Annotated in this window: 13 protein-coding genes; 3 read left to right on the top strand and 10 right to left on the bottom strand. The window is 53.4% G+C overall.

Translation table 11 applies throughout. From position 1 onward, the window contains the following. Window positions 1–79: 79 nt before the first annotated feature. Both AYK82_RS06965 and AYK82_RS06960 read right to left on the bottom strand, forming a co-directional pair. On the bottom strand, window positions 80–1171 hold the full coding sequence (locus tag AYK82_RS06965; protein WP_068313246.1) for a TRAP transporter substrate-binding protein: 1092 nt from the start codon (window positions 1169–1171) through the stop codon (window positions 80–82). 713 nt (window positions 1172–1884) lie between these two features. Then, complete coding sequence (locus AYK82_RS06960; protein ID WP_172795204.1) at window positions 1885–3759, bottom strand: HoxN/HupN/NixA family nickel/cobalt transporter; 1875 nt, start codon at window positions 3757–3759, stop codon at window positions 1885–1887. A gap of 210 nt (window positions 3760–3969) precedes the next feature. Between AYK82_RS06960 and AYK82_RS06955 the strand changes: the two genes are divergently transcribed. After that, window positions 3970–5046 (top strand): Glu/Leu/Phe/Val dehydrogenase dimerization domain-containing protein, encoded by a 1077-nt coding sequence (locus tag AYK82_RS06955; protein ID WP_068313240.1) that lies wholly within the window; start codon window positions 3970–3972, stop codon window positions 5044–5046. A 26-nt stretch (window positions 5047–5072) separates the two neighbouring features. Here the strand turns inward: AYK82_RS06955 and AYK82_RS06950 are convergent, their stop codons facing one another. The 7 genes from AYK82_RS06950 to AYK82_RS06920 form a co-directional block, all read right to left on the bottom strand. Next, window positions 5073–5993: a LysR family transcriptional regulator gene (locus AYK82_RS06950; RefSeq protein WP_068313236.1), complete on the bottom strand. Its 921-nt coding sequence runs from the start codon at window positions 5991–5993 to the stop codon at window positions 5073–5075. 65 nt (window positions 5994–6058) lie between these two features. Beyond that, window positions 6059–7036, bottom strand: a complete 978-nt coding sequence (locus tag AYK82_RS06945) for a WD40 repeat domain-containing protein (protein ID WP_068313234.1) — start codon at window positions 7034–7036, stop codon at window positions 6059–6061. A gap of 8 nt (window positions 7037–7044) precedes the next feature. Then, window positions 7045–8208: a CobW family GTP-binding protein gene (locus tag AYK82_RS06940; RefSeq protein WP_172795209.1), complete on the bottom strand. Its 1164-nt coding sequence runs from the start codon at window positions 8206–8208 to the stop codon at window positions 7045–7047. A gap of 134 nt (window positions 8209–8342) precedes the next feature. Beyond that, window positions 8343–9332: a LacI family DNA-binding transcriptional regulator gene (locus tag AYK82_RS06935; RefSeq protein WP_172795203.1), complete on the bottom strand. Its 990-nt coding sequence runs from the start codon at window positions 9330–9332 to the stop codon at window positions 8343–8345. Between the two features lie 74 nt (window positions 9333–9406). Further along, window positions 9407–10312 carry a DMT family transporter gene (locus AYK82_RS06930; protein WP_068313226.1) on the bottom strand — a complete coding sequence of 302 codons (906 nt, stop codon included), beginning with the start codon at window positions 10310–10312 and terminating at the stop codon, window positions 9407–9409. Between the two features lie 105 nt (window positions 10313–10417). After that, complete coding sequence (locus AYK82_RS06925) at window positions 10418–10957, bottom strand: MarR family winged helix-turn-helix transcriptional regulator (RefSeq protein ID WP_068313216.1); 540 nt, start codon at window positions 10955–10957, stop codon at window positions 10418–10420. 190 nt (window positions 10958–11147) lie between these two features. Then, a complete protein-coding gene (locus AYK82_RS06920) occupies window positions 11148–11882 on the bottom strand; it encodes an ABC transporter ATP-binding protein (RefSeq protein WP_068313214.1) in 735 nt (244 codons plus the stop codon). Between the two features lie 121 nt (window positions 11883–12003). Between AYK82_RS06920 and AYK82_RS06915 the strand changes: the two genes are divergently transcribed. Further along, the gene (locus tag AYK82_RS06915; RefSeq protein WP_068313208.1) at window positions 12004–12813 is read left to right on the top strand and encodes a creatininase family protein; all 810 of its coding nucleotides are present in this window, start codon (window positions 12004–12006) and stop codon (window positions 12811–12813) included. A gap of 11 nt (window positions 12814–12824) precedes the next feature. Here AYK82_RS06915 and AYK82_RS06910 read toward each other — a convergent pair whose 3' ends face one another. Next, window positions 12825–13166 (bottom strand): ArsC family reductase, encoded by a 342-nt coding sequence (locus tag AYK82_RS06910; protein WP_068313205.1) that lies wholly within the window; start codon window positions 13164–13166, stop codon window positions 12825–12827. 105 nt (window positions 13167–13271) lie between these two features. Between AYK82_RS06910 and AYK82_RS06905 the strand changes: the two genes are divergently transcribed. Then, on the top strand, window positions 13272–15725 hold the full coding sequence (locus AYK82_RS06905) for a heavy metal translocating P-type ATPase (protein WP_068313202.1): 2454 nt from the start codon (window positions 13272–13274) through the stop codon (window positions 15723–15725). Window positions 15726–15731 lie beyond the last annotated feature (6 nt).

The raw sequence follows: 15731 nt of genomic DNA, 5'->3' as shown, positions 1-15731 counted from the left end.
AGGTCGTTGCTTTTTATGAAGAAAAATGGGCCTCCCGCGCAAGATAGGCGGAAGACCCGTTTTGAACCATCAGCTCGGTTTAACCGATTACGCGCTCGCGATTTTCAAGATAGGAACCTTCAGCGATCTTGCCCCAACCGCCAATATCCTTACGCGCCTTGATATAGCTGTCGTAAATGCGCTTGGAAAGCTCGTCGGTGCCAGCCACTTCGCGCACAACCTCTTCAGAAACACCGGCAATCGCATCGAACACGTCATCTGAGAACTTGCGCAGCTGCACTTTGTGCTTGGTGAGCAATGTCTCCAGAGCGGCGCCGTTGTTGTAGTTAAACTCTGAGTACATGTAGTTGTTCTCAGCCAGACAAGCAGATTTAACGACTTCCTGCTCTTCCTTGGAGAAGCTGTCCCAAACATCTTTGTTTGTGCCAACTGCCAGCCCTGAGCCCGGCTCGTGGAACCCAGGATAGTAGTAGAACTTGGCAACCTTGTAGAAACCAAAGGCCAAATCGTTCCATGGGCCGACCCACTCTGTTGCGTCAATCGCACCAGATTGCAGTGCCGGGAAAATCTCGCCGCCCGGTAAAGCAACAGCAGTGGCACCAAGACGGCGCAGCACTTCACCGCCAAGGCCCGGCATACGCATCTTCAGGCCCTTCAGATCTTCCAGAGAGTTGATTTCTTTGTTGAACCAACCACCCATCTGCAGGCCGGTGTTACCCGCCATCAATGGCTTGATGTTAAATTTCGCGGCCAGCTCATCCCAAAGCGCCTGACCCTCACCAATGTTGATCCAAGCGTCCAGCTCGTTCGCTGTCAGGCCCATTGGCACAGCAGTAAAGAAGTTGAATGCTTTATGCTTACCCTGCCAGTAGTATTCGGCAGCGTGATACATATCGGCAGTACCACTTGAAACAGCGTCAAAAGATTCAAATGGTGGTACCAACTCGCCAGCCGCAAATAGCTTAACGGTCAGCTTACCATCAGATGCTTGTGTGATGCGGTCTGCGACACGCTGCGCACCGGTACCAAGACCCGGAAAATTCTTTGGCCAAGTGGTAACCATTTTGAGTTCGCGTTTGCCTTGCGCAACAGCCGGTGCGGCAAGCGTAGCGGCAGAAGCAGTGGCACCGGCAGCAAGGCCAGCCTTCTTAAGAAAACTACGACGATCCATGATATCCTCCCAAATTATAAATGACATGTGTCGCCCACTCAGGTCTTGAAGATCGGCGTTGCCGAGGGTGGCCCTCCTGCGACATACTGTCATATTCCTGAGTTAAGCCCATGCCGAGGTTGAATGACAAGGGGAACTACCCCCTCTAATACGAAATGATAAGTGTGCGAAGCTGAACGCAATTTCCGATTTAAAATCATTGACTAAACAATAGCCAATCCATCACAGCTTTTGTGGTTTTGCTTTACAGGCACCACAAAAGTTCAGTAAAATATCACAACAAGCCAGTACATCACCACTCATAAGGCTTACATGCTTTTACGTAGATGCGTTTCGGGGTGCGCCGCAACGCCAAGTTGCTTTTGCGTCATACTAAAATTTGCGTTAAATCAAAACAGCTTAGCTTACTCGTCCTTGACTTCACGCTGCTTGGTCGCAGTCCTTCATTGGGTCACGGCGCCATTTCAGCATTTTGTTTGGATGATCGGCCCTACACCTGTCATACTGCAATTGACACAACTTAAAGTTCAGACTGTTTGCTTCACAGCCTACGTAAGCCAGCAGAATTCTCTACAAAACGCCGTTTCGCGTCGGCGGGGAAGATTTGTGACAAAACGACCAAGGTGTGAATAACTTTTTTCACAAATCCCCACCTAGCACCGCAATTAATGCAAATCTGGTCGAGATCACTCACAAATCAGACGGATGATTCTCTAATACCAGCCAAACCCGGCAAGCGTAAGCACCAAAGCAAAAAGCAAAACCAGCAAGACACCTGTTTGCTCAATTACCTTTCCTAGCCGCTCCGCACTCTCCGATGTACGCCCCCAGATCTGCATAGCAGCAGCGCGCGAAAACACCGCAAGCGCGGCGAGTGCGCTCACGGTTATGCCTGTTCCCAACGCCATCACAAAAGTTGAGGCAACTCCCGCAAGAACAAGCCCTTGCGATATCGAAAAAGCCAGCACGATTAGGGCTCCGGTACAAGGGCGAGCCCCAATCGACAACACAATCGGCCAAGCCCGAGCCCAGCCGAAGCGATCCCCCTTCAGTGCTTCTGGTTGAGGTAAATGCACATGCCCACAGTCGGCACAAACCTCGCCGGCTGCCTGCTCACGAGTGATCGCATCACAAGCAAAACTGCCAACTCCGGTGGAATGCCCCGACATTGCTGGTGAGGCCAAAGCGGCAACCGGGGCAGGTGCTGCCGAGATCTCGGGGGCGCGTACGAATATCGGCCTTACTACTTTCTGCCAAACCAACCACAAGGCAAACACCAGCATCAACGCATATGCTGCCTTTTCCAGCTGTAACGCGGTGGCATCCAAAGCCGCCCCACTCATCTGAAACAGTGTCGCCACGCCAAACACCAGAACAATTGCTGTAATTGCCTGCATCATCGAAGAAAGTAACGCCAGAGAAACCCCGCGTCGCAAAGTCTGCCGATCCGCCAGAACATAGGAGGAAATCACCGCCTTGCCATGGCCGGGCCCCAGCGCGTGAAAGACCCCATAGGCAAAACTGACAAGCATCAGCCAAAATCCCGCATGCGATGATGCTTTGAACGAACGCAGCGCGCCGCGCAACTTGTTAAAAAATTCGTTCTGTAATCGAGCAACCTGCGCCATTGCATTGGAATAAAGGTTTCCCTGAGACACACTAGGTTTGGCTCCAAGGGCTTCAGCGGCAGGGGCCTTAGTCTTTTCAGCGCGGCCTTCGCCCTTGCTCAATTTCTCGAGCGACGTGCCTCCGCCGGAGGCCATCGCCGCCACCGCAGCCTCGCCACTTTTATATGGTGTCGCCGCTTCTGCATCGCCACACTTGACTATCACTTGGTTTATTTGGCTAGCCGCCGCCCCTTGAAGGTTTTCCGGCAACTGCGTCACATCCGGCCCCAGCGCAGCAAGCTGTTCCGCCAAAACAGCATCCATCGGCTGCGGGCGCAGTATTTCTATTTCACAACCCTCTGGCGCATTATCGAGCGTTACCACATCGACACCCTTGGCCCATTTAAAATCAACGTAGTAAGTCGGGTCGTAAACATCAACCGTCAATGGGTATTGCGCGGTAACAGGCTCTTTCAGCGGCAATTCGAAGCTGAGTTCAAACAACTGCAGATTGGGCTTAAAACCGGTATCAATGCCTTGCGCCATCTGCTGCAAGAGTTCCAAGCGATCTGCCTCCGGCAAAACCCAGTACTTTTGCAAAGGCACTTTCGACGCTCGCGCTTCTGCCGTTTCAGGCGCAACAAAATCCATTTCAACAACGGTATTGTCGCCGAAGGTGAAATAACCGTACTCCTCCATACCGATCAGGCTGTCTGAAGCTAGTCGCTTTAGCGCCGCAAGTTCATCCGGGCTTGTAAGCTGGCCATCTCCGTCTCGATCTAACCCCTGCAGCGCGTACGCAGTGTACATATCGTCAAACACCCAACGGTGCCTGATTGCGCGCAATTCGCCCGCGTCATTGAACACAAGCTGCGCTCGTGCCTCAACAAAAACGTGCGGATGCGCGTGCGCGCCAACAACCGCAAGCACGAAGAAGCAAAGACTGGCACAAAACCGAGCAAAAATTTGACGAAACTGCATTGAAAAGCCCACTTGATTGCGCCTCTCTTCGCACGCAAACTTGACCAGATCAAGACGATACTGACCGGACAATTTGAGAAAACCTTTTTCCTTTAGAACAACTCTAGACGGAACATTTTTCCAAAATGGTGCAATCCATTTTAATATTAGGTGCATCAATTCGCTTTGACGGCCCTATATTTTCCTCAAAACCGTTCTTTTGGAGGGAAAATGAACGTTTCAGCATTATCTCGCAGCAAAATTATCGCTGCGCCGACGGGCGTGTATGAAAATAGTGAGTTTAACACTCACGAGCAGGTGGTGTTTGCATCTGCGCCTGAGGTTGGGCTCAAGGCGATAATCGCCATCCACAACACAGGTCTCGGGCCAGCAATGGGCGGTTGCCGCATGTGGCCTTACACCTCTAGCGATGAGGCCCTCACCGATGCCCTGCGATTATCGGAGGGAATGACCTATAAAAATGCCATGGCTGGCATTCCCTATGGCGGTGGCAAGGCGGTCATTATCGCTGATCCAAAAACAGAAAAAACTTCAGAGATGATGCGCGCCTTCGGTGCCCATGTTGAACGTTTGGCAGGGCGCTACATAACTGCAGAAGACGTAGGCATCTCTACCGCAGACATGGACGCAGCGGCCCAAGAAACCAGCTACGCCCGCGGTACATCAACAAAGGGCTTGGGAGACCCTTCACCCTTTACCGCGCTTGGAGTATTTGAGGGAATTAAAGCGGCGGCCGAGTTCAAGTACGGTTCTCCATCACTTGAAGGACGCACCTTGACAATCCAAGGGCTTGGCCATGTTGGCTGGACCCTGTGCGAACACTTGCATTCAGCCGGAGCCAAACTGCTCGTAGCTGATCTAAGTGACGCTCAGTTGCATAAAGCAAGGCAGCAATTAGGCGCTGAAGTGATCGCCCCAGACACAGCTCATCAGGCAGACTGCGACATTTATGTCCCGTGTGCTCTCGGCGCCTGCCTGAACTCAGCCTCGATCCCGCAGATCAAGGCTCGGATAGTTGCAGGTGCAGCGAACAACCAGCTAGCAACAACTGAAGACGGCGTACGCCTGCATGAGCGTGATATTCTCCTCGCTCCTGACTACATTATTAACGCAGGTGGTGTGATTTCTGTCGCACTTGGTGAGGAGCATGATGCAAAGGCGATTGTTACAGACAAAACGCTTGCCATTGGCAAAACGCTAAAAAGTGTCTTCGCCACGGCTCAGCAGAAGAACGTGCCAACCAGCCAAGTCGCCGAGGAGATGGCGCGGGCACGCCTTACGGCCTAAAGAAATAAGCAGCCCCGAGCCATTCCTTATCGAAGCAGCTTGGGGCAATTCCCGCTCTCTTCCGCCCGGCGCGTATAGTCCAGTATGAAATCGACAAGGGCACGGACTTTGGCGGAAAGGTGCTTTTTATTCGCATAAACAGCATAAACGCCGATACTCATGCCCTCGAAATCTTCGAGAATTAGTTGCAGATCACCGCGTTCAATTTCTTGGTAGACAAAGGTAATGGGCAACCGAATAACGCCAAGCCCAGCCAGCGCGGCTTGGCGCGCCGCATCAGCGCTATTTACCGCCAATGGCCCTTGCACATTTACATTCTGCCGCTCACCATTTTCCTGATAAACCCATGCTGACTTGAAACGGTAATTATTATCAACCACGCATGGGATCTTGGAAAGCTCAGAGGGATGCTGCGGCGTTCCATATTGCTCCAAAAAGGCCGGGCTGGCACAAAATACGCCGCGAATATCGTGGATTTTGCGCGCAATCAGACTGGAATCCGAAAGCTCTGTCGCCCGGATTGCCAAGTCATAGCCTTCCTCGACAATATCAACGATACGATCATCCAGCTGCAAATCGATCTGCACATGCGGATGCAAGCTCAAAAACTCCATAATCGCACGCACAAAGATAGAGTCGGCCATCGAGCGTGGCGCGCTGACACGCATCCGCCCGCGCACTTCGCCATGTTGGAATTGAACCGAGTTTTTCAGATCGTCAAAACGCTGCAACAGCTCCGAAATTTCGCGGGCATAGGCTTCGCCCGTGGGGGTAAGAGAGACCTGCCGCGTCGTTCGATTAAGCAAACGAGCGCCAAGCTCATCCTCCAACTCGGACACATATTTTGAAACCAGTGCTTTAGAGCGCCCCATATCCCGCGCTGCCGATGAAAACCCGCCGGTCTCAACCACCTTCAAAAAACAACGATTGCGTGTAATTGCGTCCAAGTTGCTTCGTCCTAACTAAGCGAGCGGCTCACTCTTAATCCACCGAATGTATCTCCAAAGCTTCTCTAACCCTCGATAGAGATAATGCCCGCCTGCCCCTCTTCAGTGCCAAATGCAAGGCGTGTGCCAGCTTTGTCCCATGCCATCGCGCTTACTGGCCCGCCACCGGGCCGGCGCAACAGCACCTCTGCATTATCTTCAAAACGAACCGCAAGGATCATTCCATCTTCATAACCAACGCAAAGCATGTCCTCTTTGGGATGGCAACACACTTGGCTGACCATACTGTCACCTCGCGCCCCGAGCTGTAAGGGTTGCTGGCCCATCGGCCCGTTCTTGCCCGTAAATGGCCAGAGAATTGCAGCTTGAGCCCCTGAAGTGGCAAGGTACTTACCCTTTGCCGACCAGCTCATGCTCTTGGTTTTTGCAGGGTAGCCGGTCATGCGCATATCCTGCGCATCAGAAAGCCGCCACCCATGCAGCGCATTTTCTTGCATTGCGGTAATCAGATACTTGCCATCTGGCGAGTAGCACACATCCCCATGCGCCCCCTTCCAGAAAAGCTCCTGCGCATCTCCAGAAGCGGTGATCCAATGCATGGTCACCCCATCATAACGAGAGGTCACAAGCCGCATGCCCTTTGGCGCAAAGGCCAGCCCACCAACAGCTCTGGGCAGCTGAATTTCTTTCTCGCTGCCATCCTTCAGGCGCACCCACGCTGTGCGACCACTGGCATAGGCAACCGCGTTTTGCGGCCCCACGGCCAGCTTATCAATCCATTTACGCGGTTTTTCCGCAATCAGCTCAGCAGCGCCTTCGGCAGTAACCCGATAGACCTTGCCATCCATGCCACCGGTGATTAGCGACTTTCCATCCCCGCCAGAGATCGCAGCCAGCAACCCATCTTGATAAACAGGAGTGATGCTCTCACTCCCGCCCACAAAACGCACGGTGCCATCACCCAGCGCAAAGGCGGCGACATCACCCAAAAACGCAGCAAAAACGACAAAGCTGTCCGTATCCAAAGGAGCAATTACAGGCACGGCTCACCTCACGCTACACAGGCAAGAAACGCTTGCTTCAGCGCTTCGTGATCCAGTTCGCGGCCAATGAACACCAACCGGCTATCGCGGGCTTCATCTGGCTTCCACTCGCGCTGATGATCGCCTTCAACGATCATATGCACCCCTTGCAAGACATAGCGCTGCTCATCGCCCTTGAATGCTAAAATGCCTTTCAACCGCAAAATATTCGGTCCTTGCAGCTGTGTCACCTCGTTGATCCACGGGAAAAATTTCTGCGGATCAAGATCACCAGCCCGCAGGCTGATCGATTTCACAGTATGCAAGCCTTCATCTTCATCATGGCTATGATCATGGTCACAGTCTGCCCCGCAAACGTGGTGCTCATCATGCGCATGATCGTGTTTGTGGTTGTGGTTGTGGTTGTGATCATGCTTGTGGTCATGGCCACAACAGCTGCTATCATGATCACAGCAGGAGTGATCATGTTCGTGGTCATGCGCATGCTCGTGGCTGTGCGCATCCTCCGCCTTCTTTAAAAACTGTGGATCCAAGTCCAAAATCCGGTCCAGATCAAAGGCGCCACGATCCAGCACTTCACTTAAGGAAACCGCACAACGCTCGCTGCGCACCAGCTTTGCATAGGGGTTGATCTTGCGCACCAGCGCCTCAACCCGCGCCAGCTCAGCTGCATCAACCAAATCGGTTTTGTTAAGCAAAATTACATCAGAAAAGGCAATCTGGTCTTCCGCCTCGCGAGTATCTTTCAAGCGGGTTTCCACGTGGCGTGCATCAACCACCGCCACAACAGCATCCAGCCGCGCCGCCTTGCGCACATCATCATCCATAAAGAATGTCTGGGCCACCGGTGCCGGGTCCGCAATGCCAGTTGTTTCAACAATAATGGCATCAAATGCGCCCTTGCGCTTCATCAGGTTTTCGACGGTGCGAATAAGATCCCCACGAACAGTACAGCAAATACAGCCGTTGTTCATTTCGTAGACTTCTTCGTCCGATTCAACCAACAGGTCGTTATCAATCCCGATTTCGCCAAACTCATTCACAATAACTGCATAACGTTTGCCATGGTTCTCGCTCAAAATCCGGTTGAGCAGGGTGGTCTTGCCAGCCCCCAAATAACCTGTGAGCACAGTTACGGGAATGCGGGTGTCGGTCGCCTCGGACATACAAATCTCCTAGTGAAGCAGGACGCGGCCAAGAGGCCAAAACGTGATCTTGAGCCCTACAGCTATTAGGTTCTGGAAAAAATTCAAGCGGCAAACGCGACCAAATTGCAAATTTAACGCGCCTGCATCCAAGAAACGCATTACCGCTTCGGCGGTGGGGTGCTCTCGCGTAGCCGCACTTGCGGCGAGATTAAGGTAATTGCCGGTGGCACTTGTTGCCCCTTGAGCGCTCGCAGCATCTGCAAGGCTGCCTGTTCACCAATCTGCACAGCACCGTTGCTCACCGTCGTCAGCGCCGGGGTTCGGTTTGCAGCACCCTCTGTGTCATCATACCCGCAAATGGCCAGCCCCACACCCGGCTCCACCCCGAGGCGCCGCACCGCTGTCATAATACTCATTGCCAGCAAGTCGTTAAAACACATAACTGCAGTAGGGCGCGGCTCAAACGCCAACAGCTCTGGCACCACCTGTTGTCCTTCACTGCGGCTCATCAGCTCCGGCACCACCATCTGCTCATCCAGATTAAGTCCAGCATCTTCCATCGCTGTGCGCCACCCCAGATAGCGATCTCGCCCCGCTGAGCTTGCTTGCCGCCCCCCAATCATTGCGATGTGTCGATGTCCTTGGCGGATCAAATGACTGGTCACATCATATGCCCCGCTATAGTCGTCACCACGCACACATGGCACCTGCGCACCCGGCACATCCCGGCAAACCAGCGTCACCGGCACACCCTGTCTGTGTATTCGGTTTATTTCTTCAGCCTTTGTCCCCACAGCTGCGCAAATGATCAGGCCATCCACGCGATGCTGCAACAGCGAATCTACAAACTGCCTTTGCCGCCCCACCAAATCTCGGTGATTACAAATCAGCACCGTTTTACCGGAGGCGACGAGCTCTTCTTCCAAACCCGAAAAAACCTCAGCAAAGTAAGGGTTCATAATGTCATGAACGGCAACGCCAATCAGGTCAGACTTGGCTGTGCGAAGCGAAGCGGCAGATCGGTTATAGATATAGCCAGCCTCCTCCGCATGCGCTTTCACCCGTGCTTTGGTCGCCTCGGCAATGAGCGGGGAATCTCGTAAGGCCAGCGAAACAGTAGAGGTCGAAAGCCCCAACGCTTCCGCCATATCCCCTAGTCTAAGCTTCTTACCTGATCCGCTCAATTCGCACCTACACTTTTCGCTCGCAAACAGCGAACAGCCTAGGTGTCTTCTGTGCTCGCTCGCTTACTGGCCCGTTGCGCAAGATAATGCTCTCGCAACAACAAATAGATCCCCGATCCTATGACGACAGAGGCGCCGATCATAGTGTGCGTTTGCGGAACATCCCCAAAAACAAAATAGCCCAGCAAAATCATCCAGATAATTTGCTGGTACATGAACGGGGCCAATGCCGAAGCGGATTCGCGCTTGTATGCCTCGGTGACAAGGTAGTGACCGCTCATCGCAAACACCCCCACAGCAATCAATGTTCCCCCTTCGACAAAGCCAGTCGGCACAACCCATTCAGCATACGCAAAAGGAGCCAAAAACACGGTGCCAACCAGTGCAGAAACAAACAGCATGCTGGAATTGCTGTCGGTTGCCGCCAGGATGCGCGTCAGCAAAAAATACGTTGCAAAGCACAGCGTTGCAGCAACAGAATACATCATTGCCCAATGCATCTTGTCACTGCCCGGCTGCATAACGATGAGCACGCCAATAAAGCCCACGGCAATCGCGGCCCAGCGCCTTGGTCCACACCACTCTCCAAGCAAGGGCCCGGATAGCGCCGCAATGACAAATGGAATTGCAAAGCTGATTGAAACGGTCTCCGCCAGTTGCAAATATCGCATGGCAATGCAACTGAACACGGTACCAACCATGAGAATGACGGCACGCAGCAACTGCAACCAAATCCGTTTTGGCCGCACCGATGTCGGATTTTCCCAAATGCGGACAACAAACAGCATCAGCACCAATTGTACTGCATAGCGAAACCAAGCCACCTCATAAAAAGGGAAGCTATAAGTGGCGGCCTTGATTGCCGTATCACCAAGCGAAAACAACAGCAAAGCAGCGGAATAGATCCCAAGAGCTTGGATCCATTGATTTGATGGGGCGGGCATTATTGTTCTCCATTGAAACCCACCCTATCACTAGCAGGCACAAATAACCTGGCAATAGAAACAACCTAGATAATAATACTTAAATAACTGATTTCGTGACGTCAGTTAAGCAATTTCCTCAAGCTGAAGTGGTGCATTCGCTACTTGCGCACTGCGCTCTTCGCCAAGCTCGTCGTCTGCCTCGTCGTCTGCCTCGTCCTCGTCAAACTCCACACCACCGGGAGAAAGGTTCTTCTCCATCTTTCGCAACAGCTTCCGCAACACCTTGCGCTCTTTATCTTCCAAACCGCTCAACGCTTCTTTTTCCAGCTTCTTCCAAGCTTTGTCGACAAGCTTTACCCGCTCCAGCCCTTCCTCTGTCAAGAACACCGTCGCCAACCGTCCGTCCGCCTCTGACATTTGACGCCGCACCAGTCCTTGAGTTGCTAGACGAGAAATCATTTTGGTTACAGTTGGTGGCTGCACACCAAGTGCAAGAGCAAGCTGGCTCATTGTCCGGCCACTGCTATCACTCAACACCTTAAGCACTGCCTCCTGACCGGGATGCAATCCAATACGTGAAAGGTGATTGCCAGCCCGCGCCCGCTGTGCTTTCGCCGCCTGAGTAAGTCTGAAAGTCGTGCTTTTCTTAAAATCAAACCCCATATCGGCCCTGCCCCTTTGCGAGGCAGCGCCACAAGCAACCGCGCCCACAATAACTAAATGAATAGGGCCTAATTGGTAGCGCGGGTTTTTATCGATCTCATGACGAAGCCTGCGGAATTATGCGGTGATTGCTTAGCTCGGCAATTAAATACACCCTTAGTTTTAAGGGGTTTCGGCGTTCGCGGGCGCTTTACGCCTGCATCGCTGCCTCCAGCAACACTGAAACCTGCTGACACTGCCGCGTATAACTCTCGCTCTGACGGAAGGCGCGATTGCGCTGCTCCGGGCCCTCCACCGCATGCATTTGATAAATCCTGCCCGGCCCTGCCTGCATAATCGCCACTCGATCAGAAAGAAACACCGCCTCAAAAACGGAATGGGTAACAAAAACCAGCGTCCAGCCATTGTCTTGCTGCAAACGCAATAAATCTTCATTCAGACGGTTGCGGGTTATTTCATCCAAAGCGCCGAACGGTTCATCCATCAACAGCAGGTTAGGGTTGGTTACAAGCGCCCGCGCCAACGACACGCGCATTTTCATCCCCCCAGACAGCTCTCCGGGCATTTTACTGGCGGAATCTTGCAGGCCAACCATTTCAAGCACCGCCTCGCACCGATCTCGCGCTTCTTTGCGTCCAATTCCGCGCACCTTTAATGGCCAGTAAACGTTGTCCTGCACATTCGCCCAAGGCAGCAAAGTCGGCTCTTGAAAAACGAAGCCAACCTCCGCGCCCGCCTGCAAAGCAATATCGCCACCACTTGGCTTTTCAAGGCCACTTATCAGCCGCAACAAGGTCGATTTTCCGCAGCCAGACGCCCCTAATAACGAGAGGAACTCGCCCTGTTTTACCTGTAAGGACAAATCGCTAAGTACTGGCGCGTCCTCGCCAAACCGTTTTGTCACGCCTTGAATATCTAAAAGCATAAATTATACCCCAAGGAACTTGGATAAACCGAACGCTACCATAGCCAGCTGCCCTCTAGGCAACAACGACAATTCCTTTTAAAACCGTGGGCAACCGCAGCAACCGCAAAAGTTCATCGCCATGACAAACCTGCCTCTGCCACACTGGCAAGACATGACAACAACTGATTTTCAATCGGCAGATACCAGCCAGTGGATCGCAGTGCTGCCTATTGCAGCAATTGAACAGCATGGCCCCCACCTGCCGCTTAGCACTGATAGCACCATTGCAGAAGGACAAGTGGCTAAAACAATCGAGCTGCTACCAAACGGCCTTCCCGCCACGTTTCTTCCGGTTCAGACAATCGGCAAGTCCGACGAGCACCTGAGCTTTCCCGGCACCCTTACCCTATCTTGGCAGACCTGCGTTGATGCTTGGCTGCAAATCGGCGAAAGCGTGCACCGGGCCGGGATACGCAAGCTCGTTATTGTCAATGCCCACGGCGGCAACTCTCCCTTAATGGAGGTTATCTGCCGTGAGCTGCGTCTACGCCACTCAATGCTAGCAGTAGAAAGCAGTTGGCTTCGTTTTGGTCAACCGGAAGGCACCTACTCCCCCAAAGAGCGGAACTACGGCATCCACGGTGGAGATATAGAAACCAGCATAATGCTTGCCCTACGGCCAGATTTGGTAAGACAAGACAAACTGCAAGATTTTTTCTCCACCCAGCTGCAACACTTGAAGCGGGATGTACACCTGCGCGCCCATGGTCGCCACCAGTATGCATGGCTAAGTGAAGATCTGAACCCTCAAGGCGCCCTCGGCAACGCCGCCGCAGCCACGGCAGCCAAAGGCCGCGCTTCGCTGCATCACGCGGCCTCGGAATTCATCAAATTGCTGCAAGATGTTCATCGCTTTGATGTCACCACGCTTAAGCCAGTTGGCGCTTAATTCGCCGCGCTTTACAAATCTTCTAACTTGGCTGCGTCAAACCCCACATGCATGCTCTCACCGCTGATAACCAAGGGCCGTTTAATCAAGGATGCATGCGCAAGCATCAACGCTTTTGCCGAGGCGGCATCAACAACGCTTTCCTTATCGGTGGATGAGAGCTGCCGCCAAGTCGTCCCCCGTTTATTTAGCAAAGCCCCATATCCAAGCCGCGCAATTGCAGCATCCAGCACTGCGGCATCCACCCCTTCTTTCTTGTAGTCATGGAAACTGTAGGCCTTATCCAAGCTGTCCAGCAGCTTTCGCGCCTTGCGCACGCTGTCACAATTGCTTATTCCGTAAAGAGTGATCATAGTTTTATCCCTTGCCACAGCTGAGTACGCGCAAATCAACCGCGTACACTCGCTTTAAGCAACCATTGCCCCAGTTCACCTGATTTTCCAAGATGCGAGGAAAAAATGAACGCCCCCCAAACGCCAAAATCCCCCGTTCACTTTACCTTCAAGATTGATGGAATGACCTGCGCAGGTTGCGCAACGCGACTTGAAAAGAGCCTGAACGCTGCACCTCAAGTCACCAGTGCTTCCGTCAATTTCGCATTGGAAACCGCACATATTAACGTGAAGGAAAACACGTCCCCAGCCGCTATCTCTGCGCTGATTGAAAGCGCTGGTTTTGAGCCGTCCCTGCAAGACAGCCAAAACCTGAAAGTCATACAACTAAACATCTCCGGCATGACCTGCGCAGGTTGCGCCGCCCGCTTGCAAAAAACACTTGAAGCACAGGAAAACGTTTCCAGCGCCGCCGTAAACTTCGCGCTCGAAAAGGCTCTAATCACAGCAAGCCCGCAAACCGCCACAGCCAGCCTCATCCAGCTGATAAGTGACGCCGGGTTCACCGCCACCCAAGACCAAGGCATACAAGCGCAAGACGAAAGCAACGAGCCGCGCCAACAAAGCGAGCTGCGCCGTATGCAGCTCCTTCTTGCCATCGCGATCTTGCTCACATTGCCGCTTGTCGCCCCAATGCTCGCCATGCTAGCCAGCATACAGCTTACCATCCCTCCACTCTGGCAGTTCGCCTTGGCCGCCCCCGTGCAAGTTCTGCTTGGCGCCCGCTTCTACCGTGGCGCATGGAATGCCCTGCGCAACAAAAGCGCCAATATGGATACGCTTGTTGCCATTGGCACATCAGCCGCGTTTGGCTACAGCACCTACCGCATTTTTGTGCCAGACAGCAGCGGCCACCTCTATTTCGAAGCCTCCGCTGTCATCCTCACTCTGGTCTTGCTGGGTAAAATGCTGGAGGCTCGTGCCAAACGCTCCACGAGTGCTGCCATTCGCGCCCTCGTCTCCTTGCGTCCCCGCACTGCCACTCGAGTTAATGGCGAACAGCTGGAAGAGGTCGAAATCAGCGCTCTGCGCCTTGGAGATGTTGTAATGGTCAAACCGGGTGAAAGCATCCCGGTAGATGGAACGGTTACGCGTGGCGCCGGTGATGTCGATGAATCCATGCTTACAGGCGAAAGCCTGCCACAGCTAAAGCAGCAGGGTGATGCTGTTTCCGGCGGCACGCTGAACACATCAACCAGCCTCTACATCACCGCGACTGCCCTTGGCGAAGAAACCCGCCTTGCACGCATTATCCGCCTCGTTGAAAACGCACAGGTCTCCAAAGCGCCGGTGCAACGCCTTGTAGATCAGGTCGCCGCGATTTTCGTACCGGTTATTCTTGTGCTTGCCGCCCTCACCTTCGCTTGCTGGTACTTCTTGGTTGGCGACTTGGAAAGCGCAATCTCAACCGGCATTGCAATCTTGGTCATCGCCTGCCCTTGTGCGCTAGGACTTGCAACCCCAACAGCACTGGTTGCAGGCACTGGGGCCGCCGCCCGTGCCGGCATCCTCATTCGTGATATTGAAGCACTTGAGCGCGCGCACGCGGTCGACCACGTTGTCTTCGACAAAACAGGCACTCTGACGTTTGGGCGCCCGCAACTGGTAAATATCCAAGCATTTGACAAGGATAGTGACCGCCTGCTCACCATAGCCGCCACTATTCAGCAAGGCAGCGAGCACCCTCTAGCCCATGCAACCGTCAATGCTGCTAAAGATCGTGGCTTGGCACTTGGTTCCCTCCCGCTCACCAAAGCAATCCCGGGCAAAGGCATCACTGCCGATCTTGGCGATAAGCAAATTGCTATTGGCAACGATGCACTTATGCAAGCAATCGGCGTTGAGAGTATGATGGCGGCAGGCCTTATCAAGAGCTATGAAAGTGCGGGGCAAACCGCCGTCACCGTAGCCGTTAATGGCCGCGCTGTTGGCGTTTTTGGCTTCGCAGATGAACAGCGCCCAACAGCCGCAGCAACGGTTTCCCGGCTAGCTTCTACAGGCGTCACACCTGTTATGCTCACAGGTGATGCACCGCTCGCAGCACAAAAAATCGGCAGCGCTATAGGCATTTCTCAAATTTTCGCCCGCGTCGAACCAGAGGGGAAAAGTACTCGCGTTGCCGACTTGCAAGCAAGCGGCGCCAAAGTGGCCATGGTTGGCGATGGCATTAACGATGCCCCGGCCCTTGCCCAAGCTGATCTGGGCATTGCCATGGGTTCTGGCACCGATGTCGCACTGGAAACAGCTGGCATCACCTTGATGCGTTCTGATCCGCTCATGGTTCCTGCTGCGTTGGAGATATCGAAAGCGACACTGCACAAGATCCGCCAAAACCTTTTTTGGGCTTTCATATACAATGTGATTGGCATCCCGCTAGCGGCAACCGGCTTGCTCTCGCCCGTATTTGCCGGAGCAGCCATGGCACTTTCGTCCGTGTCGGTGGTTTCCAATGCCGCCCTTCTTCGGCGCTGGCAACCCACCGTAAAACATGACAGCAGCGGCGTAACCAACAAAGAGTAGTAAATC

Origin of the sequence: Polycladidibacter hongkongensis (assembly GCF_001561995.1) — a bacterium.
Classification (GTDB): Bacteria; Pseudomonadota; Alphaproteobacteria; order Rhizobiales; family Stappiaceae; genus Pseudovibrio; species Pseudovibrio hongkongensis.
Note: the sequence above shows the minus strand (reverse complement) of the source record. Positions and strands in the feature narration are given on the sequence as shown.